This window comes from Sinorhizobium mexicanum, assembly GCF_013488225.1.
Taxonomy (GTDB): Bacteria; Pseudomonadota; Alphaproteobacteria; order Rhizobiales; family Rhizobiaceae; genus Sinorhizobium; species Sinorhizobium mexicanum.
Genome location: NZ_CP041241.1, coordinates 1,675,662 through 1,699,525, shown reverse-complemented (window position 1 = coordinate 1,699,525; position 23,864 = coordinate 1,675,662). Strand labels below are relative to the sequence as shown.

Annotated in this window: 20 protein-coding genes; 2 read left to right on the top strand and 18 right to left on the bottom strand. The window is 61.2% G+C overall.

Annotated elements, in window-relative coordinates; all coding sequences use genetic code 11:
• Positions 1 to 262: 262 nt before the first annotated feature.
• Positions 263 to 502: a hypothetical protein gene (locus tag FKV68_RS33505; RefSeq protein WP_246452799.1), complete on the bottom strand. Its 240-nt coding sequence runs from the start codon at positions 500 to 502 to the stop codon at positions 263 to 265.
• On the opposite strand from FKV68_RS33505, the gene asnB reads away from it, so the two are divergent.
• Positions 401 to 2,308 (top strand): asparagine synthase (glutamine-hydrolyzing), encoded by a 1,908-nt coding sequence (asnB, locus tag FKV68_RS31855; RefSeq protein WP_246452793.1) that lies wholly within the window; start codon positions 401 to 403, stop codon positions 2,306 to 2,308. The two genes, FKV68_RS33505 and asnB, sit on opposite strands and share 102 nt — an antisense overlap.
• A 371-nt stretch (positions 2,309 to 2,679) precedes the next feature.
• Here asnB and FKV68_RS31850 read toward each other — a convergent pair whose 3' ends face one another.
• The 14 genes from FKV68_RS31850 to rfbF form a co-directional block, all read right to left on the bottom strand.
• A complete protein-coding gene (locus FKV68_RS31850; RefSeq protein ID WP_180942881.1) occupies positions 2,680 to 3,867 on the bottom strand; it encodes a calcium-binding protein in 1,188 nt (395 codons plus the stop codon).
• A 248-nt stretch (positions 3,868 to 4,115) separates the two neighbouring features.
• Positions 4,116 to 5,204 carry a glycosyltransferase gene (locus FKV68_RS31845; RefSeq protein WP_180943989.1) on the bottom strand — a complete coding sequence of 363 codons (1,089 nt, stop codon included), beginning with the start codon at positions 5,202 to 5,204 and terminating at the stop codon, positions 4,116 to 4,118.
• Between the two features lie 143 nt (positions 5,205 to 5,347).
• On the bottom strand, positions 5,348 to 6,637 hold the full coding sequence (locus tag FKV68_RS31840) for a glycosyltransferase family 4 protein (RefSeq protein ID WP_245181811.1): 1,290 nt from the start codon (positions 6,635 to 6,637) through the stop codon (positions 5,348 to 5,350).
• A 187-nt stretch (positions 6,638 to 6,824) separates the two neighbouring features.
• Entirely contained in the window at positions 6,825 to 8,930 is a 2,106-nt protein-coding gene (locus tag FKV68_RS31835; RefSeq protein WP_245181834.1) for a polysaccharide biosynthesis protein, read from the bottom strand.
• Positions 8,931 to 9,416: 486 nt separating this feature from the next.
• Positions 9,417 to 10,109: an HAD family hydrolase gene (locus tag FKV68_RS31830; RefSeq protein ID WP_180942879.1), complete on the bottom strand. Its 693-nt coding sequence runs from the start codon at positions 10,107 to 10,109 to the stop codon at positions 9,417 to 9,419.
• Positions 10,110 to 10,113: 4 nt separating this feature from the next.
• A complete protein-coding gene (locus tag FKV68_RS31825) occupies positions 10,114 to 11,085 on the bottom strand; it encodes an ATP-grasp domain-containing protein (RefSeq protein WP_180942878.1) in 972 nt (323 codons plus the stop codon).
• Positions 11,086 to 11,997: a methionyl-tRNA formyltransferase gene (locus FKV68_RS31820; protein WP_180942877.1), complete on the bottom strand. Its 912-nt coding sequence runs from the start codon at positions 11,995 to 11,997 to the stop codon at positions 11,086 to 11,088.
• A gap of 204 nt (positions 11,998 to 12,201) precedes the next feature.
• Complete coding sequence (locus tag FKV68_RS31815) at positions 12,202 to 12,549, bottom strand: GtrA family protein (protein WP_180942876.1); 348 nt, start codon at positions 12,547 to 12,549, stop codon at positions 12,202 to 12,204.
• Between the two features lie 53 nt (positions 12,550 to 12,602).
• The gene (locus tag FKV68_RS31810; RefSeq protein WP_180943987.1) at positions 12,603 to 13,583 is read right to left on the bottom strand and encodes a glycosyltransferase family 2 protein; all 981 of its coding nucleotides are present in this window, start codon (positions 13,581 to 13,583) and stop codon (positions 12,603 to 12,605) included.
• 5 nt (positions 13,584 to 13,588) lie between these two features.
• Positions 13,589 to 14,599, bottom strand: coding sequence for an NAD-dependent epimerase/dehydratase family protein (locus FKV68_RS31805; protein ID WP_180942875.1), 1,011 nt, complete (start codon positions 14,597 to 14,599; stop codon positions 13,589 to 13,591).
• 109 nt (positions 14,600 to 14,708) lie between these two features.
• Positions 14,709 to 15,935 (bottom strand): class I SAM-dependent methyltransferase, encoded by a 1,227-nt coding sequence (locus FKV68_RS31800; RefSeq protein ID WP_180942874.1) that lies wholly within the window; start codon positions 15,933 to 15,935, stop codon positions 14,709 to 14,711.
• Between the two features lie 2 nt (positions 15,936 to 15,937).
• A complete protein-coding gene (locus tag FKV68_RS31795) occupies positions 15,938 to 17,191 on the bottom strand; it encodes a DegT/DnrJ/EryC1/StrS family aminotransferase (RefSeq protein ID WP_180942873.1) in 1,254 nt (417 codons plus the stop codon).
• A gap of 37 nt (positions 17,192 to 17,228) precedes the next feature.
• On the bottom strand, positions 17,229 to 18,317 hold the full coding sequence (gene rfbG, locus FKV68_RS31790) for a CDP-glucose 4,6-dehydratase (protein ID WP_180942872.1): 1,089 nt from the start codon (positions 18,315 to 18,317) through the stop codon (positions 17,229 to 17,231).
• A gap of 15 nt (positions 18,318 to 18,332) precedes the next feature.
• Positions 18,333 to 19,154: a glucose-1-phosphate cytidylyltransferase gene (gene rfbF / locus FKV68_RS31785; RefSeq protein ID WP_180942871.1), complete on the bottom strand. Its 822-nt coding sequence runs from the start codon at positions 19,152 to 19,154 to the stop codon at positions 18,333 to 18,335.
• 392 nt (positions 19,155 to 19,546) lie between these two features.
• Here rfbF and FKV68_RS31780 point away from each other — a divergent pair, with 392 nt between their 5' ends.
• Complete coding sequence (locus FKV68_RS31780; protein ID WP_180942870.1) at positions 19,547 to 21,163, top strand: hypothetical protein; 1,617 nt, start codon at positions 19,547 to 19,549, stop codon at positions 21,161 to 21,163.
• Positions 21,164 to 21,189: 26 nt separating this feature from the next.
• Here the strand turns inward: FKV68_RS31780 and FKV68_RS31775 are convergent, their stop codons facing one another.
• From FKV68_RS31775 to FKV68_RS31765, 3 genes are read right to left on the bottom strand one after another with little or no spacing between them, the layout of a single operon-like run.
• Positions 21,190 to 22,422 carry a glycosyltransferase family 4 protein gene (locus FKV68_RS31775; RefSeq protein ID WP_180942869.1) on the bottom strand — a complete coding sequence of 411 codons (1,233 nt, stop codon included), beginning with the start codon at positions 22,420 to 22,422 and terminating at the stop codon, positions 21,190 to 21,192.
• Between the two features lie 54 nt (positions 22,423 to 22,476).
• Complete coding sequence (locus FKV68_RS31770) at positions 22,477 to 23,136, bottom strand: response regulator (protein ID WP_180942868.1); 660 nt, start codon at positions 23,134 to 23,136, stop codon at positions 22,477 to 22,479.
• Positions 23,133 to 23,858 (bottom strand): sensor histidine kinase, encoded by a 726-nt coding sequence (locus tag FKV68_RS31765; RefSeq protein ID WP_180942867.1) that lies wholly within the window; start codon positions 23,856 to 23,858, stop codon positions 23,133 to 23,135. Before FKV68_RS31765 ends, FKV68_RS31770 begins: the two co-directional genes overlap by 4 nt.
• Positions 23,859 to 23,864 lie beyond the last annotated feature (6 nt).

Here is a 23,864-nt window from a genome sequence, read left to right as displayed (position 1 = left end):
AACGGCGCGGCGCAATTGGCGGTAGTGCTCCGGCAACTTTTGCGTTGACGAGGTGAAAGGCTTCGTTCAGTCTCGGGCTTTAAGATCATCGACGCCTCGAAGAACTTTCGCATTAGAGTTTGGTGCTGATACGAATTTTCGAAAGCACCGACATTTGGATGAGTGTCAACCCGATCGCTCAAAGGCTATTTTCATTCGTGCGAGAGTTGACGGCGCGCTTTCGGTTTTCTTTCAACGAAATGCTTATTTGGCCAGGAGGGACTCACCCAGTCGGTGACAGCCCGTTACCTGCCACACGAGATCCCAACTTGATCGGCGCATTGATGGCCACGTTCTTGAAGTACTTGCGATGTGCGGACTTGCAGGGCTGATAAATTACAGGCGCGGTCACCGCGAGGAATTGGTCGCTATCTTGCGGCAGATGGCGTTTGCCCTGGCGCATCGCGGCCCCGATGATGCGGGCATTTGGCTCGATCAGGACAACCGCGTCGGGCTTTGTCACCGCCGATTGTCGATCATCGACCTCTCCCCGTTAGGGGCCCAGCCGATGCAATCCGCCAGCGGCCGATACTCCATTGTCTACAACGGCGAGGTCTACGGATTTCTCGAACTGCGTGATGAACTGGAGGCACGCGGCTCCCGCTTTCGCGGACACTCCGACACCGAAATCCTGCTGGAGGCTGTCGAGATCTATGGCTTGGAAGGTGCATTGCGCCGCTGCAACGGCATGTTCGCCTTCGCTCTTTATGACAAGGTAGAGCGAAAGGTCCTGTTTGCACGCGATCGAATGGGAGAAAAGCCGCTTTACATAGGCGTGCACGACGGCGCTGTCGCCTTCGGGTCTGAACTGAAGAGTCTCAGAAAGCATCCATCCTTTGCCCATCCGGAATTGGATCGCGATGCCCTGGCGCTTTATCTCCGGCACAATTACGTGCCGACGCCCTATACGATATACCGGGGCATCTTCAAACTGCCGCCTGGCTGCTGGCTGAGCATTTCCGTTGATGAACCACCGCTCTCCATGGCTGCTGCCTTGGGATCGGTCCGGCCTTATTGGGATGCCTTCGAGGTCGTGGAGCGAGGCTATGCCGATCGGATCGAGTCTGCGGAAGAGGCCTTGCTGCTTCTCGACAACACCCTGAAGGCAGCTGTTCGCGAACGCATCGTCTCCGATGTGCCGGTCGGCGTCTTGCTATCGAGCGGCATCGACTCGTCCCTGGTGTCGGCGGTGATGCAGGAAGTGTCGCCGACGCCCGTAAACACTTACACCGTTCGCTTCCTCGAAGAGGACTACAACGAGGCGGATGCGGCGGCGGCGGTGGCGGGTTATCTGAAGACGGACCACACGGAAATCACGGCCGAGCCCGAAACTGCCTTCGGAATCATTTCCAGTTTGCCGGATATCTATGACGAGCCTTTCGCCGATCCGTCGCAAATTCCGACCTTAATGGTCGCAAAGCTCGCGCGAAAGACCGTGACCGTCGCACTTTCCGGCGATGGCGGCGACGAATTTTTCGGCGGTTACAAACGCTACCAGCAGATGATGGCATTCGATCGCCTTGCCAAGACAATGCCTTCGGTCGCCCTTCACGCAGCAAAAGGCGCACCGGACTGGTTGCTCGATATAGCATCAAGCCTTAGTCGATCGATGATTGCCGCGCCGCTTCGGGACGAGGTGACCGGCGGTCGCCTCCGAAGGCTCGCGGAACTGCTGCAAATCCAGGATCCGGACGACAGGTATTTGAACTTCGTGTCCCAATGGACCCGTCCAACCGATGTGGTGCTTGGCGGAAAGGAACCGAGCACGGCGTTCTCGTCGAAGAGAATTCCAGGCGGTCTCGGCTCGGTGGACAGAATGATGTTTCGCGACATGGTCGCGTATCTTCCCGACAATATCCTCGTGAAGATCGATCGCGCGTCCATGGCGGTCGGCCTCGAGATGCGGACACCGCTGCTTGATTATCGATTCATAGAATTGGCCTGGCGGTCGCCGCGGACACTTTGCTTCGCAGACAATCATAGCAAGCCGGCGCTGCGCAAACTGCTGTCGCGACGGCTGCCTGACAAGCTTATCAGCGCCAACAAGCGAGGCTTCGGCGTGCCGTTGAACGCGTGGCTTCGCGGCCCATTGCGTGAATGGGCCAGCGACATGCTATCGCCATCCCGCATGCGCCGAGACGGCATGTTCAAGGTGGAGCCAATAATGAACCGTTGGAAGGCGCATCTTTCAGGGAACCGCGACTGGGGACCGCAGCTCTGGACCGTGCTGATGTTCAATGCCTGGCTTGAACGGTGGATGGGTCTTTAGGGGATACGACCCATTCGGCGGCGCGAAGCTGTCGCTGTCCGCTATGGCGAGAGCTGCAGCCAATCGCCATCGGCCGCGATCTTTTCCACGCACGTCAACACTTAGAAAGCCGTGCGTTCGTGCGCACGCACGGCTTTCTAACACTCTGATTCTAGCCGATTTTCACGTTTTTCCGTGATGCCACTTGAAAGCGGGACGCTCTACAGCGCCGTGCGTCTTTTCAGACGCACAAAGGTCGCTGTAGCCCTTTGAATTGCTGCATGTTTTTGTTCTTAAATCGGCTACGATTTTAGGAAACATGCAGTAGAACAGCTGCCTGGTTCCGCATCGGTGCCGACGCGCGAAGCCATGCAGCTACGGGGCACGTCGGCTTACGCGAAAACGAAGTCCGCGCTGCTGAAGTTCGACACGCTCAGGTGGTTGGAGGGATCGTCGATAAGCACCGAAATGGTGCCGCCCGAGCCGTGTCCCTTGATCAGGATATCGCCGCCGGATGTTTCATAGGCGTACACGGTACCTGCCGCCCCTGAATTCGAATACTTCGTTATCCCGAGGTTTTCGAGCACGAGGCGATCAACACCGTCCTGGAAGTCCATGACGGTATCCTGTCCGGAATAGGCGGCCGCTCCCTTGAAGGCGAAGCGGTCGGCATCGGCACCACCCCAAAGTGTGTCGGCGCCGGCTTCGCCGATGAGAGTGTCCTGTCCGGCGTCGCCGCGCAGGGTGTCATTGCCGTCGCCGCCATAGAAACGGTCGTTTCCAATGCCGCCCCAAAGGATGTCGGCGCCGGCTTCGCCGCTGATGTTGTCGTCGCCGGCATCGCCGTACGCCACATCGTTTCCGCCGCCGACTTCGATCTTGTCGTTGCCGTTTCCGCCATGGGCCTCGTCGATGCCGATCTCGGAATCGAGGACGTCATTGCCGTCGCCGCCGTCGAGATAGTTGTTGCCATCGCCGCCGTCGACCTTGTCGTGGCCGATGCCGCCGTAGACCCGGTCGTTACCCGACTGGCCCTTCAGGGCGTCATCGCCGGCTTCGCCGTAGATCGTATCATTGCCGGCGCCACCGCTGACGGCCTGCTGGGTCATCTTGCCGGTGGCGGGGTCGATGCGGTTGTTGAAGCCGTCATTGCCGTCGCCAGCATAAATGATGTCGTCGCCGAGGCCGGCGTCGATCCATTCCTCACCAGCGCCACCGTAGATCTTGTCGTTGCCAGCATCGCCCTGGAAATGATCGTGGCCGTCGCCGCCTTCCATGATGTCGTGGCCGTCACCACCCTCGAGGATGTCGTTTCCGAGGCCGCCGAGAAATCTGTCGTCGCCGGCACCGCCGTCAAAGCTGTCATTGCCGTCGCCCCCGTCGGCGAAATCGTTGCCGATCGACATTTTGAAGAAGTCGTTACCGAGCCCACCGTAGAAAGTGTCGTTGCCGGCACCACCGTCGAGGTAATCGTTTCCGGCGTAACCCCAAATGAAGTCGTCACCATCGTATCCATTGATGGTGTCCACGGAATTCGTGCCATAGAGCTTGTTAGCCGCGCTGGTTCCGTTGATAGCCATAAATAACTCCTCTAGCTGTTAGCGGGGGGAGCGGGTAAAGTCGGAATAAGGCACAAAGGTGTCCCGCGACCGATCTAAATAGTATGGCGTTGATCTGATTAAGGAAAAATTTGAACATCCGGTAAAACGCGAAATTTATATCGCGGATTCAACCGATTATCGGAATTGGCGGCAAGGGGAGTTACCTTTTTGGGTGGCGGTCTAATGTTCCTTCGCCGGCGTTTTATTGTCATAACTCGGCGCCAGAGCTATTTGTAAGCTCCTAGGAAACTTGAATATTTTCGTTCGATCGCGGCGAGCGTGTATTCACTCTCGATGCGTTCGCGGGCGTTGCGAGCATAGCGCGCATATTCATTAGGGGAGAGATCGAGGATTGCGCACATCGCCTCGGCGAGGGCTTCGGGATTGCGAGCCGGCACGGCGATTCCAGCGTTTCCCGCGACGACGGCGGCATCACCGACATTCGTGGTGACGATCGGTTTGGAATAGCTCATCGCCTCGGCGATGACGTTGGGGAAGCCCTCGGTCCTGGATGACAGGACCAGGAGATCAATGCCGCGGTAAAAGCCGGCCATATCGGAGACCTCGCCTCTGAGATCCACCGACTGCGGCGGAAGCCCTGCTTCCGTCATGATCCTCATGACCTCCGGATTGTCGCGGGAAAGCCCGAAGCCGGCGGCCGCAAAGGTCGCCTGCGGGTGCGTCTCAAGCACGCGAGCGGCCGCGCGGAAGAATGTGGCGTGGTCCTTTTGTGGGTGGAAGCGCCCCGCGATACCGATCCGCCTGGCAGACGTCGCCTCGCCGGAAACGAGCGGCGGCAGTTCGAAGCCGTTTGGAATGACCGCGACGTGGCGATTGCGATAGCCGTAAGCCTCATGCAAGTCACGGGCGCGCGAACTGTTGTAGATCACGCCGGATGCCCTGGCTGACAGCAGCCGGCCCGCAGCGATCGCGATGCGCGAACTGCGTGACAGGCAAGCGGGATCGTCGAGCGATTGTCGAATATTCCAGAACACCGGCGCCCGGGTGCGCGCGATTCCTGCCGCGATCGTGCCGGCGATCATCGCGTGATACATCCAACACAGAATGACGTCGGGTTCTTCCTTGCGGATCAGTTTCGCAAGCTTGACCAGGGCGCCGGGCAGGCCGGCGGAGGACGCTGCCCCCAGCGGCGCGTAAACGACCCTGGGATTGTTGGCGAGACCGCGGTTCCGTTCCGATATGCCACGCAGAGAGGCAACGATGATGCGTTCATCGCAGGAGATCTTGAGCAGTCGCGCCAGCATCGTCTCCGCGCCTGCGCTGGCGGTGAAATTGGTGATGACATGCATGATCATGGCGGCGACCTTGTTGGCGCAGCGGGTTCGCTCCTCGGAAGCTGGCTCGTTCGGCTTGGCGGACCGGGCCATCCGGAGAGGTCCAATCGGGCTTTGGCGTACCAGGGGCGAGGGGGCAGCGGCGGCACTGGGACAGCCCAGGTTCAGTCCAGACGCATGCGATCGAGCAGCATCTGGTTGACCATATGGACGTCAAACCGGGCTTGCGCGATGTAGCGCGATTGCCGGCCCATTTCCGCGGCCAGTCTCGTATTGCGGGCAAACACCGACATGGCTTCGGCCAGGCCGAGCGGATCCCGAGGTTTGACGACCAATCCGTTCACGCCGGGCTGCACCGTGTCGCGGCAGCCCGGCAAGTCGGTCGTGACGATCGGCCGGCCGGTTGCGAGGGCCTCGAGTATGCTTCGTGGAATGCCCTCCCGGTAATAGGAGGGCAGAACGAAGACGCTGCACCCCGCGAGGTAAGGACGCACGTCCTGCGTATATCCGAGGTAGTCCAAGATGCCTTCGCGGACCCATCCGTCGATCTCGTCACGGGATATGGCGGCCGGATTGCTGTCGAAGCTGCCGAGCAGTTGGAATTTCGCGTCCGGGAAGGTGCGACGCACGATCCGGGCCGCCTCGACATACTCCACGATACCCTTGTCGCGCAAAAGGCGAGCGACGAGAAGAAAGACCGGTCCGCGCTGAGGTGGCGACGAAAAAGCGAAATGCTCGAGGTCGACCCCCGATCCCGGGATCAGACTGAGCACGGCAGTGCTGTCGAGCATCTGGTATTTGCAAATGTCTGCGCGATCGGCCTCGTTGTAGACGAATACGGCCTTCGCGCCGCGGAAGGCAATGCGGTACAGCCGGACGCACAAATGCCTGACCAGGCTCGACTTCAACGTGGCGGGTGTCTCGTTCGAAAAGACATGCCCGAGGCCGGTGACGAGGAAGCAGCGGTCCTTGATCCCGAGCATCCGGGCGGCAATCCCCGCGTAGATGATCGGCTTCATCGTATAGGGCAGGATCACGTCCGGCTTCAGCCGCTTGAAATGTTGCCTCAGCGACCAAAGCGTGCGCAGGTCATCCAGAGGATTGAGTCCGGTGCGAGCCATCGGGATCTGCACGAAACGGACGCCGAGCTGCGCGAGGTGCCGTTCGACGCGTTCGTCGTTTTCCGGAGCAAAGGCAACGACCTCATGTCCGGCCTTGACCAATCTCTTCAGCAGCTCCAGCCGGAAATTCGTCAGCGAAGCCGTCAGGCTCGCAACGACCGCTATCACGCGCTTCTGCGCTGGCTCCTGTCGCGCGTGGCAGGAGTCGGCGGGGAAGGCGAGCCGGATGTCGCCGCGTTCAACGTAGGGGCGCGAAGTAGACATGGTCGGGTTCAAGGCCGTCCCCCGCAAGAGCTTCTTCGTGACGCCGCGGGGAACTGCATCGAGCGACATGTGTCGCCAGCCTGGAGTGATGGAGTTCGGTTGTGCATCCCAGTCTCCGCGCTCGGCCTGCTATCAGACCACAAACAATGTTGCAGCTCTGCGCCTCGTACGACCGCTCATCCTGACCTACGTCTTGCCGCTCGACGCGAGCCACGCATTGCGCGCGATAGCAGGCCAGATTTCGCGGCTTATCGGTTCAAGATCCCGGCAGGCCAAGCTCCTTGCGCGCGCCCTTGTCGTAGCCGTTGCGCCGCGGACCTCCCTTCGCGAAATTCCGGCGAAGTGGCGTACGCTCCTGGAGCGGATGGCCGTTCGTGTGCACCGGTTCCGGCTCATAGCGGGGAAGCAACTCGCGCATGACCGCCTTCAGGCCCTTCTCGTTGCCCCGCTCGGCATGACGCTGCAGCCGGGTAAATGCATCGCTCAGCGTCGGCAGGGGTATCGGGTCCGGAACAGCCCCGAGGACGCCCGGCACCGGCGAATTGATGCGCTTGTCCGTTTCGTCGAACAGTTCCTCGAAGAGCTTCTCTCCCGGCCGGCATCCGATGATCTTGATCTCGATCTCGCGATCGGGCGTGAACCCTGCCAACTGGATCATGCGACGGGCGATATCGATGATCTTGATCGGCTCGCCCATGTCGAGAACGAAGATTTCCCCTTGGCCGAGCTGCTTTTCAAAGCCATATGCAGAGGCCTGCAACGTCAATTCGACCGCTTCGCGAATGGTCATGAAGAAGCGTGTCATGCAGGGGTCGGTGACGGTCAGCGGGCCACCACGGGCAAGCTGCCGTTTGAAAAGCGGGATCAGCGAACCGCTCGATCCGAGGACGTTTCCGAAGCGCACGGTCATGAAACGCGGACCCTTGGCGGTTTTGACGCCGTCCAGGTCGAGCGCCTGACAGTAAAGTTCCGCCAGGCGCTTGGTGGCACCCATGACGCTTGTCGAATTCACAACCTTGTCGGTCGAGATCTGAACCATTGCAAGCGTGCCGAATTTCTTCGCCGCATTGGCAACGTTCATCGTTCCGATGACGTTGGTCAGCACGCCTTCGCACGGATTCATCTGCACCATCGGTACATGTTTCAAGGCAGCCGCATGGAACACCAGTTCCGGCCTGTGCCTGTCGAAGATTTCATCGACGCGCTGGCTCCGTCTGACGCTGCAAAGATAGCTGAAGCGGGGGACGGTCGCGAAATTCTCGCTGAGCGTCATGTCGATCGCGTAGAGATTGTATTCGGTGTTGTCGATCAGCACGATCTCCGCTGGCGCGCAGGCGGCTATCTGGGAGGTCAACTCACTGCCGATCGACCCACCGGCTCCGGTTATCAATACGCGCCGTCCGCTGACGAGACGCCGAATGGCCTCCTTGTCGAGCGCCGCCTGCGGACGCTCCAGAAGGTCGGTCAATTCGATCGATCGAAGCTCGTAGGGATTTTCCGTTTTCGCACGCTTGAGCTCCGTCATCTGAGACAGGCGTGACACCGCGATCCCCAGCCTCTCGGCCGATTTCAACAGTTCGTCGGATGCTGCGTCCCCGAACGTCGAAGGCGCTTCGGTGAAGACGACGTGCCGCGGCTGCCGGTTCACCCGTTGCAGTTCGCACACGACATTCTCGAAATCCTCGATCCGGCCGGCAATCGGAACGCCGCGAAGCGTCATGCCGATGTGGTCGGCAGTCTTGTCGAGGCAGGCCACCGGCAAGTATGTGGTGTTTGGATCCCGAGCGAGGGCCCGCAGATAGAGATCGGCCGCGTCACCCGCCCCGACGATCAGCAGCGGTATGCGGTGGTCCGCCTTTCCCGCGCCATTGCGCGCAATCCTGAAAGCCGGTCGCGCCAGCGAAATCTCATCCGCGCGAAAGCTCAGGCGAGAGGCGGCGAGGCAGGCAATCAGCAGCAGCGATTGCAGCGGGACGACGGTTCTCGGGATCTCGCTGAGACGCGTCGAAAAGAACAGCAGCGAGACAAGCAGCAAGGACGTCAGCAAGGCTGCGCGCAGAATCGTGAACAGATCCGAAATGGAGCCGTATTTCCAGTTTCGGCTGTACAAACCGGACAGCGGGAAGACGAAGGCGCAGATTGCCACATATTGCAGGCCCGACCACATCAGAACGACGGTGGTATCCGGTCGGGCGCTGAGGCCGGCGATGCCATAGCGCAGCACCAACGCCAAGGCGAGCGCGATCGCCGCCGACCCGAGGTCTACAAGGTAGAGCGCTGAGCATTTTTGAGCGCTGCGAGCAGCTGTCGTCAGGCGCCGCCGACCGATATCGAGAGCGGCTTCTGCAATCGCCCAAAGCATTTTTCCGGAGGATTTGGCTGCTTGGCCCTTCCGCGACAGCGGTGGCCACTCGAGGAAATTGTCACGAAACGCCTTCGCGGCGGCGTATATACGCAGCATGACGGCCCCTTCCTAACAAGTGCAAGCCTTACCGCCCAGCCGCGCGACGACCACAGTTGCCCTCGCGCCCCATTACTGTGAGAGGGTCGTCGTCTATGAGTTTTGTCTGGTCGACAGGGTCGAAAGGCTAATATTCATTTTCAACAAAAAATGGTTGCCCCGCGATGGTCAAATCTCGGCGCAAAACTATACAGTCATATTCGAATTCCGTAATAAAAAAGCACGTAATTAACGAGTTGTAAATAGGTTTCGCGTGTCAAGCTAAATATAATTTCCCATTTGATTGCTAGAGTTTAGCGGTTACGACCGGTGCATCGATAAGTTGTCAAGCAGGCGAAATGCGCCTAAAAGGTTGATATGAGAGCGAATTCCGACTTGGCCCCTCCTTCAACCGGATTGCAGTCCCGCTAGGCCGGCTTCCAGCGCGTCGAGATCCGGCAAAACAATGTGCGGTTTGTAGGCCTCCTCGGGGGCTTCACCGCGGTGAACTCGATCGGCACGAGCCACTTGAACCGTCCACCATCCACGCGCACGGGGGGTCACGAAATCCTTGCGAGGATTGTCCGCCACGTAGGCGATACGTGAAGGGGGCGATTCCGACCACGCCTCGATCGCCGCAAAGGCGCGCGGGTGCGGCTTCCAGAATTCGGCGCCCCAGGCATCTGTGTAGATGATGTGTTCGACTAACCGATCGAGGCCGAGTGCCTGCACTTTCGCCAGTTGTGTGGCAGACGGCCCATCCGTAATCATGGCAAGCCTTTTCCCGGGGCGGCGTCCGCGAAAGAAGCGCTCGGCATCGGGCGCGAGCGCGATTGCGGGTGTGTGACCACGATAGACGGCAACGAGTTCGCCAACGAGAGCCTCGTCGACAGCCACGCCGAGCCCGCAGAGCGCCTCATCGAAGATCTTCGTCCTGCGACCCTCGTTGAAAAGCGCCTCGCAACGCTGTGCCAGCCCGTGCAAGCCGCTCCGACCGGCATACCAATCGCCGGCGGCCCTGAAGCCGCTGAAGGCGAAGTCCCGCTCGAGATAGAGTGTGTCGTCCAGATCGAATACCAAAACGCCTTCGCCGCCGGACACTGCCCTATCCTCCATAGACCGCTGCATCGTAGCGCAGCATCAATACGCCCTCGCGCCATTCGTCGTGGGCGCTGCTCGGCAGACCGGCGACTTCTTCGAGAAGCCAGCGCGCAAAGGTTGCACCGGCACGATCGACCAGCGGGTAACCGCCGCCGAACCGGGCATTGATTTCGATGACCTTCGGTCCGTTCTGGCGGTCGGCGATAATCTGGAAGCACAGGACACCGCGCGCTTCCGGCAGGGCTTCGGCAAGCCGGTGGGCGATTTCGGTGAAACGTGGATCGCGGACCGTCCTGCCCTTTTCCACCTCGCCCGCCCGGATGCTCAGCCGGTGATGGGCGACGGCGGCTTTCAACCTGCCTGTCGCATCGATGAAGGCATTGATCGTGTATTCCGGCCCGTCCAGAAACTCCTGCACGATCATCGGTTCCTCGATGTCCTGGGGCAGTTCGTCGGGTGTGCGCACGAGGCGGATAAGCCGGCTCGCGCTTCCATTGCGCGGCTTCATGAAGAGCGGCCATGGCCATTCGGCGGGCCGCGCGCGCACATCCTCGTACGTGCTTGTGGCCGGCACCGGCACACCGGCCGCGCCGAGCACGCGCATGGTCTCCGCCTTGTCGCGCGCGACGTTGATGACCGACGGCGGACTGACATGGACACGGGCGCCGATCGCCTCGAATTCACCGGCCGCAAGCGCGAGCGGCAGCAACTCCGGATCGATCGTGGGCACCACGAGCCGCACCTCGTGGCGAGCCGCGATGTCGCGTAGGGCGTCGGCGAAGTCCGGGTGGTCGATTCTGGGCACCTTGAAGGCCCTGTCGGCGACCTGGCAGGCCGCACTTAAATCGGGGTCGGCGTCACAGGCCAGTACTTTGAGGTCGAGACTGATTTCCAAGGCCGCCCGGCGGAAGCATTCGATCAGGCCGACGCGTCTGCCGGCGGAGGAAACCAGTATCGCTAACGATGCGCCCCTCATCTATGCGCCTCCGCTGAACTTGCTGTGGACCGGTGGGCGTTTGCCCGACGGGGACGTCCAGGCCGACACCTCGATGCATTGGTCGTCGCCACAAAGAACCACGAACCCATGTTCGGTATGGGCCTGGACCTGGCCGACGAGACCGATATAGCGCCCGCGATTGTCGAACACCGTGGCGGCGTCGATGCGGACTTTCTCGCCGTTTAGAAAGGTGAAGGCTCCGGGATAGGGTTCGCCGACGGCGCGGATCAGACGCAATACCGCTGCGGCCGGGCTGCGCCAGTCGATGAGGCCGTCTTCGGCCGTGCGCTTGGCGCAATAGCTTGCCTGCCCGTGGTCCTGCTCGGCCCGAGGCGCGTCTCCGGCCTCGACAAGTCTCACGGCTTGCACAACCATTTCGGCGAGGTTCGCAGTGTGTTTGGCGTAGAGACTGCGCGCAGTCTCGTCGGGCGCTACCGCGAATAGCCGCTGTAACACGATCGGCCCGGAATCGACGCCGTCATCCAGCCAGAACAGGGTCGAGCCGGTGGTGTCTTCCTGGCGCAGGATCGTCCAGGGAATGACGGCGCGGCCGCGAAGCCGCGGCAGCGCGGCCGGATGGAAGCCGACGGTGCCTTTTGCCGCAATATCGCGAAATGGCTGCTTGCAGATCTGCGACCAGCCGATGACAAGTGTCAGATCGGGCGCAACCGCCGCCATCGCTTCGAGGGTCGCGGGCGCGTTGATGCTGGTCGTGTGATGAACCGCACTGCCGGCGGCACGCGCAGGGCCGGAGATGTCGACGAAATCGGAATGCCTCGCCGCGGCTTCGGGCGGGAGGGTTATCGTCAGTGACGGCGCGCGACCGGCCCGGATCAGAGCATCAAGAGCAATACTGGAGCCTTCGACGGCGCCAACGAAAACAATACGCATCTTCTCTGCACCACAATAAAACGGGCGACTGATGCATTTTCCTTAAATCGTAGTCGGTTTAGGGAAAATGCCGCATTCAAAGTGCTACAGCGACCTTTGCGCGTCCGATAAGACGCGCGGCGCTGTGTCACGACAACGATCGGTAGGGCAAGACCACAACAAATGGTCGGGAAACGGAAAGCAGTGATTCATCCATTTTGCGCCTCAAGTGCGAAAGACCCATAGGCGGGCCATCAGATAATTCCAGACGAAGACCAGCGGAACGCTCAAGATCTTGGCGATCACCGCCGGCATGATCGTCGCGAACAGCGCGACGAGGCAGGTCGAGATCAGCAGCCCCGCCAAAGTCGAGGCAACGAATTTCAGCGCCAGAACGGGGCTCCCTCGCGCACCGAATGTCCAGGACCGGTTGAGAAGGTAGCTCACCAGTATGCCGCACGAGTAGGAGAAAAGGTTGGCAAGCGCGGGTATTGCGCCGATCGCCACAAGCGTGGTGAATAGGACAAAGTCCAACGCGGTCGTCACCGCTCCGACGACGGCGAACCGCGTCACGGTTCCGAGGCTCCCGCGTGCTCCGGCGCTCTGGCTGGTCGGCGGGTACTGCATCAAGGCGAACCCAATTTCGTCGCGACCAGATCACGATTGAGGCGGGCCTCGCCATTCAGGGTTGCCTCGATAATCGGCGTCGGCCGCCGCTTCGACTGCATGAAGATGCGGCCGAGATATTCTCCGATGATTCCGAGAAAAACAGCATTCAACGTGATCGAGAGCAGGATCAGAATCGTGGTCGTGGCAAAACCGGCCGGCCAATCCTGTCCGAGGACCAGTTTGCCGATCACATAGCCCATCAACAGCAGAAAGGTCGCGGTCCCCATGATGAGGCTTGCCATCGATGCGATCCGGAGCGGGGTCAGCGAATGGTTGAGAATGCCGTCGACGGCCAGCGACAGCATCGCTTTGACCGGGAATTTGCTCTCGCCGGCAATCCGCGCCTGGCGGTCATATTCGAAACCGATCTGGGAAAAGCCCATCGCGCTGATCAGGCCGCGCAGATAGGGGGAAGTGTCGTCGACCTGGCGCAATTCCTCCAGAATGCGGCGGTCGACGAGGCGAAATTCACCGGCATTGAGAGGGAGATCGTCCTCGCTCAACGCATTGATGCACCAGTAGAAGGCGCGTCGCATGAAGGCGGTCACCGCGTCATCCTTGAGCGAGCGGCGGATGCCGTAGACCACCTGATGGCCCTGTCGCCAGAGTGCGAGCATGTCGGGAATGAGGTGGGGGGGATCCTGGAGATCGCAGTCGATCTGCACTGAACAATCGCCGGTCGCCGCCTTGTAAGCGACCAGGAGGGACCGTTGGTAGCCGATGTTGCGGCTAAACCGGATGACGCGAACGCGAGGATCATCGCGCGCGATCTCCTGCAGGAGCTCGAAGGTGCGGTCGGTCGAATGATTGTCCGTGAAGATGATCTCGTAGTCGTAGCCTGGGAGCTCGCGAAACGCGTCGACAATGGCCGCATAAGCACGACCCACGTTCGTCTCTTCGTTGTACGCCGGCACCAGCACCGAGACCCTTGTTTTCATGTCGCTCACTGTCGCACTCCAGTCCTGTTCTCGCACGCACCGTCAAGGTACCCGGCCTTGCGGGGCGAGCCGCCAGCGCAAGTGTGTTTTCGGTACCATGCAACGGTCCGCGCGACGCCTTCCACGAGCGGAATGTGTGCCCGCCATCCGATGAGTTCGTGTGCCTTGTCCGCGGAGCCTCTAAGGTCCACGATGCCAGACGATTGATCGTCGGCGCCATACTCGATCAGGCGAGGGTCGGCACCGGTCTGTTCGACGACCATTTGCGCCACTTCGCGCATCGTGGGGGCGATGGTGCTCGCGATGTTGACGATCGTCGGGCCCGGCAGTCGGCTTTCTCCCAGTCGAAGGAGCGCGTCGACAACGTCGTCAATGTAAAGCAGATCACGCCGGTCCCGCGGGTGGCGTACTATCGAAGGCTCTCCGGTGAGGCATCGGCGGATGAGCGACGGCATAAGGTAATCGGTCGCTTGCGACGGCCCGTAGACAAGCGCCAAGCGCGCGGTGATCACGGGAAACGGCAGCCGCGTCTGGAGCCCGCCAATCAAGTGCGTCGCGGCCGCCAGCTCTGCACCGTAGGTGGTAACGGGCGTCTCGCGGCTTGTTTCGTGGTAGGGCGCCGGCGCCAGTCCGTATTCGGCGAGCGAGCCGGAGCGAATGAAAACCGCTGGTGGACGGCGTGTCGTTGCAGCAGCGCCGAGCAGGCTGACGAGCGTCTGCAGATGCTCGCGCACGCCCTCGGCGGCATCGGCGAAATCGGGACTTTCGCGCCGGCGCGGACGAGCCGCCAGATGAAAAATTCGATCCGGCTGCACCTCCGACAGGCAATGCTTCAGAGCGGCTTCGGACTGAAGGTCGAAGCCGTGGCGGACGATATCGTCGCCAAGCGGCCGCAGCCGCTCGTCGTCCGAGCCCGGACGCAGGACCACATGCACCTCGTGGCCGGCCGCAACGCAGACCTTGGCGAGGTGGGCGCCAATGAACCCTGCGCCACCGGTAATCAGAATACGCGACATCTTGTCAGCCCACTCATCGTCGTGCTCTCCGCCGGCCGTCTTGCGGCGGCGGAGAGAGCGTTCGTGTCACTTCGCGCCCGGTTTGCGGTCCGGAAGGCGACGCCTCGCTTCAGTTGACGAGGACCGGCCGCGGCAGCGGAACCAGGAACCGCCCTCCGCTGGCCGCGAAGTCGCTCTGCTGCGAACGGATTTCATCGAAGAAGTTCCATGCCAGCACGAGCAGCACCGCGGGCTTGTCCTCTTCCTTCAGTGCCTCCGGCGAGCGAATGGGAATCTTCATGCCCGGCGAATAGAGCCCCTGCTTCAAGGTGTTGCGATCCACGAGGTAATCGAGCAGCTCGGGACCAATCTTGAAGTAATTGAGGAGCGTGTTGCCCTTGGCGGGGGCGCCGTAGCCGGCGACCGCGACGCCGTCGGCTTTCAGTTGCTCCAGCATGGCGATCAGGTCGCGGCGGATTTCGTCCACACGTGCGGAAAAGGCCTCGTAGGTTTCGGCCGATTGCATGCCGGCGTCGCGCTCTTCGGCGAGCATCTCCTTGACGATCGAGGCCACCGCGGGAGCGCCCGCAGCCCGCTTGAGGAAGACGCGCATGGAACCGCCATGGACGCCAAGCCGCTGGACGTCCGTCACAGTCAGCCCGAAGAACTCGCCGAGCCGGACCAGCGACAGCAGGCTGAACTCCGAGACGTGCTCGTGATAGATCGTGTCGAATTCGTTGTTGTCGAGAAGGTTCTTCGCCCAGGGAACCTCGATCACAAAGACGCCGTCGTCGGCAAGCCAACGCACCACGCCCGCCATGAAGTCATGCAGGTTGCCGATGTGGTTGAAGGTATTGGTGGTTACGATGGCCTTGGCCGGACCGCGCTTCTCGACAAGCGTTTCGGCCGCCGCCGCGGAGAAATATCCGACGTCGACGTCGACGCCCCGGGAGCGGGCGATCTCCGCAAGATTGGCAGCCGGATCGACGCCGAGGGTTCGGCAGCCGATCTTGTTGCAGGCGGCGAGCAAGAGTCCGTCGTTGCAGCCGATGTCCACGATCAGTCCGTCACCCGCTTCCTTCTTGAGCACTTCGGCGAGCCCGGCGAAATGGCTGTGCATCGAGGTCGCGGCGGAGGGCACGTAGAGATAATGCTCGAAGAAGCCGTCCGGAACCTGGTCGGAGACCTGTATCAAGCCGCATTCGAGGCAGGCCTGTGTATCCAGCGGATAGACGGGTTGCTGCGCCTTGATGTCCTCGGGCCGCACGAAACTGTTGGCCGGCGGATGGTCGCCCATGCGGAGGAATGTGTAGGGTGTGGCTGCTAGGCACGCGCGGCACTGGGTGAGAAGGGCCATCGTCAAACTCCCGTAGCTTTTGCTGCGATTGGGGACTGAAAGGCTTGTCGTGCCGCGGGTCGCGTGGCCGGGAGGCTCGTGACGAACTCTCGGAACGAATTGTGTATGTGGTCGAGCTGCTCTTGCGTGAGGCCGTGATGGCACGCGAGCAATATGCCGCCGCGGGTGACATCATCAGCAACAGGATAGCCGCCGTCGGCAATGCGGCATTTGACGCCTTTCATCGCCGGCTGGCGCAGGATGTTGCCGGTAAAGACCGGGCGCGTCTGAATGTCCCGGCGCTCGAGGAAAATCTGCATGTCGCGCCTTGTGAACGGTGCGTCGGGCCGGATCGTGAGCGGAAACGCAAGCCAGCCCGTCTTCGAGCCGGGCAGTTGCCGCGGCAGCAGGAACCAGTCCTCGTATTCCTCGAAGAAGGCATACTGAGCCGCGAAGTTGCGTTCCCGCGCGGCAATGTTCTCCTTGAGCCTGTTGAGCTGGACGAGGCCGAAGGCGGCTCCCAGTTCGGACGGCTCCAAATTGAAGCCGAGCATCTCGAACACGAATTTCGCATCGTAGGAGACGCCATCAAGATCGATGTTGAAGCGGTTTTCGATGAGTTCGGAATCGACGAAGAGCGACGAGGTGCGCCCCCAGGAGCGCAGTAGCCGCGCGCGGCGCGCCAGTTCGTCGTCGTTCACGCAGAGCATGCCGCCGTTTCCGGCCGCGGTGATGACATGTGAGCCGTAAAAGCTGGTCGTGCTCACCTCGGAGCGGTTGCCGGTGCTCGTGCCATGAAGCGTTGCGCCGAGCGTGTCGCAACTATCCTCGATAACGACCAGGCCGTGCGCGTCGGCAATCGAGCGGATGCGATCCCAATCCGGAAGGTTGCCGATCAGGGAGGGGATCATCAGAGCGCGCGTTTGCGGCGAGATCATCCGCTCGATGAGATCGACATCGATGTTGTAGGTGGCTTCCGCCGCATCGACGAGGACCGGTACCAGACCTGCCCTTACGAGCGGCGCGATGGTTGTCGCGAAGGTCAGTGCCGGCGTAATGACCTCAGCGCCCTTTGGAAGGTTCAGCATCTCGATCGCGATATAATTCGCGGACGATCCGGAGTTCACCATGATGCCGTGTCGCTTGCCGAAGTGCGCTGCGACGCGCTCCTCCATTTCCCTGACGGCCTGACCCATCTGGGTCGATCTGCGCATGGCGTCGGCGACGGCTGCGATCTCTTCCTCGCCGTAAACGGCCTGCCCGTAGTTAACACGCATTTCACACTCCCCATCCACGGTTCGTCGGGCGCCAAACTCAGACTGTGTGGCCCCAGGCTGCTGCGTATTCGTCAAGCTGCTGTTGTGAAAACCGGCGTATCTCGCCTGGTTCTTCCAGATATTTCCGGTACCAGGCGACTGTCATGCCGACCGCGTCGTCCAGGCAAAGCAAGGGCCTCCAGCCGAGTTCAACGTGCGATTTCGTGCTGTCGAGCCGCAAGACGATTGATTCCTTAGGTTCGTCGGCACGGCGCTCGATGACATATTCAGGCGCGGCCGCGCCCCAGTGGGCGACAACCAGTTCGGCGAGCGTGCCGACATCGACGGTTGCCTCCTTTTCGGGGCCGAAGTTCCAGCCGCCGGCAAAGCGCGGACCGGCTTCGATCAAGCCGGCGGCGAGCATCAGATAGCCGCGGAGCGGCTCCAGCACGTGTTGCCAGGGCCTGATGTTCTTTGGGTTTCGCAGCCGCGCTGGCGTGCCCGTTTCCACGGCGCGCACCAGATCCGGGATCAGCCGATCCGCGCCCCAGTCGCCACCGCCAATGACATTGCCGGCACGTACCGTGGCAAGCTGCGGTCCTTCGGGATCGCTGAAGAAGGAAGCGCGATAGGCGGCAGCGACGAGCTCGGCGCAGCCCTTGGAAGAACTGTAGGGATCACGCCCGCCCATCGGGTCGCTTTCGCGGTAGCCCCAGACCCATTCGCGGTTTTCGTAACACTTGTCGCTGGTGACGACGACGACTCCCCGCAGCGAAGGCATGCGGCGAGCCGCATCCAGCACGACAGCCGTCCCGACGACATTGGTCAGATACGTGTCGACGGGTGTCTCGTAGGACGCGCGGACGACTGCCTGGGCGGCCATGTGGATGACGAGGTCGAAATCCTGGCCGTCGATGCTTTGGCCAAATCCGGTCTCGGTACGGATGTCGCCGATGCGCCCATCCACAAGGCCATCGAGATCAACGGCTTTGCAGAAGGAGGGCGCCACCGCCGGCAGGGCGATACCCACCACGTTCGCGCCGAGACGCCGGAGCCAGAGCGACAGCCAGCCGCCCTTGAAACCGGTATGTCCGGTAACAAGCACGCGGCGGTTGCGCAGTACCTGTGAAAGATAGGACTCGTCCACGGCGACCTCCGCGCTCTAGGCCGTTGCCTGTGGCTGCTGGGGCGAAGCGGTCGTGGAAACGGGGCTCCGTTCAAACTGCAGCCACGGCGGGTCGTCCGTTTCGGCGAGGCCGTTGAGGTAATCGCGGTCGCGCACCGTGTCCATCGGATGCCAGAAACCCTTGTGCTTGTAAGCGAAGAGCTGGCCGTCCTTGGCAAGGTTCGTCAGGGGCGACATTTCAAGCGGTTCCGCTGCACCGGGAATATAGTCCAGGACGCCGGGCTCGAAGACGAAGAAGCCGCCATTGATCCAGGTTTCGTGCTTGCGCACTTTTTCGGTGAACTCCACGACCTGGTCGCCTTCGAGCTCCAGGTTGCCGAAACGCGCAGGCGGTTGCACGGCGGTCACGGTTGCCAGACGACCGTGCGAGCGGTGGAAGGCGAGGAGTGCCTCGATGTCGATATTACCGACACCGTCCGAATAGGTCACCATGAACGTATCGCCGTCCAGCCAGTCGCGCAGGCGCAGCAACCGTCCGCCTGTCATGGTCGACAGCCCCGTGTCGACAACTGAGACGTTCCAATCCAACGGATGAACGGGGCGAAGAACCATCGAACCGCTTCCAAGCGCCACCGTGAAGTCCGCGGTCGACAGATGGAAATTGTGGAAGAAGTTCTTGATGGACATGCATTTGTAGCCGCCCGCCACGACGAAATCGTGGTAGCCCCAGTGGCTATAGATATCCATCACGTGGAGAATGATGGGCTTTCCGCCGACCTCCACCATCGGTTTCGGAATGCGAGTGGTTTCTTCCGCGAGGCGCGATCCAAAGCCCCCGGCGAAAAGTACGACTTTCATGACGGCCTCCAACAGGTCAGTAGTGGAATTCCGGTTGGGTCATCCAATCGGTGCCGTGCACGTGTTCCTTGAACACGCGCGCAAAGACGCCTTTATCGGCAAGTAAGTCAAAAGCAGCTGAAAGCCGGAAAGGCGCGCAGATTTTTGTATAAATACGACTGTACTTAAGGTAAATTTCGCTGAATAATACTCGGTAATTTGATATATGATGATTATGCTATCTGACCTTCCGTAAATCCGCAAGCCGCAGAGATGTCAGGATAAACCTTGCACACGTGTCAGGATTACTCCGGAAGGCGTTGAAACCAGCCATTTTCGATAATTGAAAACGCGAGCCGTGTTCACTTGTATAACATGAGTTCGCCAAAGATTTTTCTGTCCGGAGTATCTTTATGACAAATGTTGAAGAGATTTCCGTTTCAAAGATCGTTGGGCAATCAGTAAGGCCGAGAGCGCTGTTGTTTAGCGCCGGGATGGTTGTTCTTTCTGGTCTGCTTTTATTCTGCCTGCTGCTTCGCGTCATGAACTACGAAGTGCGCAAGGACGAGCAGCTCTACGTTCCACCAATCCGGCTGCTTGATCAATATCAGCTTTACACGGACTTCTTTTACAATCATCCGCCCGGTTCCGCGTGGTTATTCTACGGGATCGGCAAGATCGTCGGTTCGGATCATCTCATGCTCGCAGGCCGAGTTTCGATCTTCCTGACCTGGATTCTGCTCCTGGCTGTTATCGGCTGGATCACCTACGCGCTCACTCGATCGGCGCTTGTCGCCTGGTGCGCCGCGGTCCTGACGGTTACGAATGAGCTCTTCCTGTCGCAGACCGGCATGACTGCGACAAACAATTTGTTGCCGCTGCCTTTCTCGCTTCTCGGCGTCGGGCTCTTCGTGCTTGCCGTCAAGGATCGGCGCGCCTTGCCGCTGGTGGTTGGGGCGGCGGGTTTCTGCTTGTCGATTGCGGCGAGTTTCAAGATCAGTGCCGTCGCGTTCATCCCTCCTGTCGCGATCGCCGCCTTTTTCCTGCCGCGCGGTTACCAATTTCGCCAACGCCTCCTGCGCGTCGTCCTCCCGCTTGCGCTGGGGGGATTGCTCGGTGGACTTCCGATCCTCGTTCCGCTGGTCTCCGACCCGCAGATGTTCCTCGCCCATGTGCTCGGCTACCACACCGGTCCGCATCTGCAATACTGGCAAGACCCGGCGGTCGAATCAGAGGGCGCTTCGGTCTCGTGGGCTGCCAAGTTGCTGCTCGCGCAAAGTGTCTGGCTGTCGGCGACGGTTGCCGTTGCGATTTCCGCCGTCCTCACGCTATTTCTTGCCTGGTTTTTGTCGCCGGCCGGAAATGAGCGGCTGCTGGTTGCTCCGCTGCTCGTGGTCGCGGGAGCCTTTGTCTGCAGCGTCGCGCTGAGTTTGATTCCGACGCCCGGCTTCCCGCAATATTTCGGACCGCCGCTGATATGCTTGCCGCTGACACTCGCGCTGCTTTACGCGGGCCTCGGTCACGAAACGCGCCGTTACATGCAACCTGGTCTCATTGCTGCAACGATTGTCGTGCTCGCGGTCGCAGCGCCTCGCCTTGCACAGTATTTGCCGACCGTTTCGCATCCGGAGCGATGGACCGTGCTGCGGGTCCATGAGGCGGGCGAGACCGTTGCCGAGCGCCTTGCTGCCGCCGGCGTCAGTGGCAAGGTCGCGACGCTGTCGCCCATCTATCCGCTTGAAGGCGGGCTTCCGGTCTACCAGGAGCTTGCCACCGGGCCTTTCGCCTATCGGATTGCGGATATTGCCGACCCGAAACTTGCCGCTTTCTACAAGATGACGTCTCCGACGACGATTGGCGCGCTCTTCGATGCCGATCCGCCTGCGGCGCTGCTGCTCGGCTTTGACGAGGTTCTGGAGCGGCCAATGCTCGCCTATGCACAACGCAACGGCTACGTGGTTTCTGCCGACCTAGGGATCAAGGATCGATATGGGGCGCCAGTCCTGTACGTCAGACCTCAGGCAGATTGAAATGGCGATCATGTAGAAACTCAAATCTACAGCGTCCTTTGCACGTCTGATAAGACGCGCGGCGCTGTAGGTGACGGACGGCGTGAAACCGATGCGGCGATGGTGTCGTCCCAGAGCTGCAGTACCGACGACGTTGCGTAGCGCGTCGTTGCGGCGACGGCTCCAGCGCTTGCGAGCTTTTCCCTCAATGTTCCGTCCATGATCAAGCGGCGAATTGCATCGGCGAGCCGTTCCACGTCTGCCTCAGGCACAAGCAAGCCGGTATCGGGGCTGCTCAGGATTTCCGATGGACCCCAAGGGCAGTTGAACGCGATGACGGCGAGCCCGGCCGTCATCGCTTCGAGAAGCACGTTCGGAAAGCCCTCGAAACGGGAACTGAGGACGAAGGTATCGCCGGCGCTGATCCAATCAGCGGGGGACTTGGTGACGCCGGGCATCCGGACGCGGTCGCCGAGGCCGAGGTCGCGCACCTGCTGTTCCAGGGCAGGGCGCTGCGGCCCCTCGCCGAAAATCGTAAGCGTCGCAGCCGGCGCCACCGCCGCGACGCTTCGAAAGGCCTGGAGCAGGAGATCGAAACCCTTCTGCTTGTCCAATCGCCCGACGGCAATAAGCCTCGTGCCGTCGCCGGGAGCACGCGCGCAGGCCGCCGGCAGGGCGACAGGATTTGGGATGATGACGGCCTTGGCTTTCAGCTTTTCCGGCAGGCAGCGGGAGGCTTCGTTCGTTTGCATGACGAGGCTTGTTGCAAGACGCGCGGCGAGCGGCCGTGCAAGCCGCCAGAACACATGCATCTCCTGCGACCTGAAATTGTTGCGCTCCGACATGATGACCGCTGTGTTGAGGCCCCACGTCGCCAGCCCGACCAATACGTTGATCTTGGTCAGAAACGAGATCACGAGATCGGGCTGAAGGGCCTGCAGGCGGCGGCGAAGCGCCAGCAGCCGCCGGCCCATGCCGGAAGCTGGCAGGGGCTGGCGCTTCTCGTCTACAAGGGGTTCGACGCTGATCGCACCGTCGTATGGAAAATAGGACTCCGGGCCGGTCGCGTTGACGGCGATCACGTGGACGGTGTCCCCGCGAGCGAGCCGGTGATGCGCCACGAGGTTGACGATTTTCTCGGCGCCGCCGGCGCCCAGTCCGGACAGGACGAACACTATTTTCACAGGATCCCCCTCGTTTCGGCGACAGCCTGCCAGCGAGCCCTCGAGCGAGGCGAGCGTGGTCGCCGCCGCTGCCTCGCGTTGACGGCGCTGGGCCATCGCGCCAATTCAGGTGAAGTGCGGCCGCCGGACCGCAACGCGCCGATCGTGCATTCAGTTGACGCTCATCCAGCCATGCGTCAGGGCAAAGTGAACGATCTGCGCGCGTGAATGCAGGTTCAGTTTTTCGATGGCACGCGCCTTGTACGTTTCGATCGACTTGACGCTGATATTGGCGCGGGCGCCTATTTCCTTGTTGGAGTAGCCGAGCGCGACCAGCCTCAGCACATCCCGCTCCCGTGCGGTCAGCCCCGAAGCGTCGGCGGAAGTCGAACGGGTGGCATGCTGTTCGGTTGGCGGCGCGGTCATCTCCCGCGCCGTTGGCGGATCGAAAAACAGGCCGCCCAGCATGACCGAGCGAATGGCAAGAAGCAGGTTCTGTCCGGCCGAGCATTTCTGAACGAAGCCCTTTGCCCCGGCCTGAAGTGCTTGCTGGACATAGGAGCGGTCGTGGTACTGGGTCATGATGACGATGCGGCCCGAATATCCGCTCGCTATGATCTTCTCGGCGAGTGCGAGACCATTCATGTCCGGTAGCGAGACGTCCAGAACGGAGACGTCCGGCGCCTGTTCAGCGATAATCGCCAGCGCGTCGGCGCCGGAATTCGCTTCGCCGACGCAGATGATGTCTTCGCACGTGTCGATCAAGGCGCGGACGCCCGCTACGATAATTGGATGGTCATCGACGATGACTGTTCGAATTGGCGAGGTCATGCCAGCCCCCTCTCGCACTGCTGAACGTTCGAACGCTCCGTCGGAACTGCCACGGTGAGACGCGTGCCTCGCGCGGTTCGCTCCAGCGTCAGCGTGCCGCCAAGCTCGGCAACGCGCTCCCGCATGCCCGCGATACCGGAGGGCCGGTGGAAGCCCCGATCCTCTGGCACTGGCTGTCGCCCTTTACCAGTGCCATCGTCCTCGATTGTCAGAACCAGGCACGCCGCCACCTGCCGCAGACGAATTGTCACGAGCGATGCCGACGCGGCATGCTTGGCGATATTGGTGAGCCCTTCCTGGGTGATCCGGAAGAGCGTCTCCGCGGTCGCGTCATCGATCCGAAAATCCCTGGCCGCCTCGTGCAGGAAGCGCGTGGCGATCCCTATGTGATCTTCCCATCGCCCGATTATGCCCGACAGGGCCGTAATCAGATCGGCCCCACCCGGCGCTGCGCTCTCTGTACCGGACGTCACTGTCTCCAGTTCTCGGCTGAGTTGCACCAGCATCTCGCGAACTTCATTGCAGTGGCGCGACAGGGCTCCGTCCCCACTCGCGCGTTCCAGCGCGTCCAGGCGAAACAGGGCCGCAACGATATACTGGCCAGAAAGATCATGGATGTCGCGCGCCAGCCGCCGTCGCTCCCGCTCCACGGCACTTGCCGTCGGACGGTAGTCATCGAGTTCGGGTGCCGCGGAAATGTCGCGCCTCCCGGGGATTTCCATGTGATG

Bases quoted from the DNA above. Each gene is read 5' to 3' on its own strand.
- FKV68_RS31825 (WP_180942878.1), bottom strand. From the start codon at position 11,085: ATGAGGGGCGCATCGTTAGCGATACTGGTTTCCTCCGCCGGCAGACGC.
- FKV68_RS31810 (WP_180943987.1), bottom strand. From the start codon at position 13,583: ATGAAAACAAGGGTCTCGGTGCTGGTGCCGGCGTACAACGAAGAGACG.
- FKV68_RS31835 (WP_245181834.1), bottom strand. From the start codon at position 8,930: ATGCTTTGGGCGATTGCAGAAGCCGCTCTCGATATCGGTCGGCGGCGC.
- rfbF (WP_180942871.1), bottom strand. From the start codon at position 19,154: ATGAAAGTCGTACTTTTCGCCGGGGGCTTTGGATCGCGCCTCGCGGAA.
- FKV68_RS31795 (WP_180942873.1), bottom strand. From the start codon at position 17,191: ATGCGTGTTAACTACGGGCAGGCCGTTTACGGCGAGGAAGAGATCGCA.
- FKV68_RS31840 (WP_245181811.1), bottom strand. From the start codon at position 6,637: ATGTCGCTCGATGCAGTTCCCCGCGGCGTCACGAAGAAGCTCTTGCGG.
- FKV68_RS31780 (WP_180942870.1), top strand. From the start codon at position 19,547: ATGACAAATGTTGAAGAGATTTCCGTTTCAAAGATCGTTGGGCAATCA.
- FKV68_RS31820 (WP_180942877.1), bottom strand. From the start codon at position 11,997: ATGCGTATTGTTTTCGTTGGCGCCGTCGAAGGCTCCAGTATTGCTCTT.
- FKV68_RS31805 (WP_180942875.1), bottom strand. From the start codon at position 14,599: ATGTCGCGTATTCTGATTACCGGTGGCGCAGGGTTCATTGGCGCCCAC.
- FKV68_RS31850 (WP_180942881.1), bottom strand. From the start codon at position 3,867: ATGGCTATCAACGGAACCAGCGCGGCTAACAAGCTCTATGGCACGAAT.
- FKV68_RS31770 (WP_180942868.1), bottom strand. From the start codon at position 23,136: ATGACCTCGCCAATTCGAACAGTCATCGTCGATGACCATCCAATTATC.
- FKV68_RS31765 (WP_180942867.1), bottom strand. From the start codon at position 23,858: ATGGAAATCCCCGGGAGGCGCGACATTTCCGCGGCACCCGAACTCGAT.
- FKV68_RS31845 (WP_180943989.1), bottom strand. From the start codon at position 5,204: ATGATCATGCATGTCATCACCAATTTCACCGCCAGCGCAGGCGCGGAG.
- FKV68_RS31775 (WP_180942869.1), bottom strand. From the start codon at position 22,422: ATGGCCCAGCGCCGTCAACGCGAGGCAGCGGCGGCGACCACGCTCGCC.
- FKV68_RS31800 (WP_180942874.1), bottom strand. From the start codon at position 15,935: ATGGCCCTTCTCACCCAGTGCCGCGCGTGCCTAGCAGCCACACCCTAC.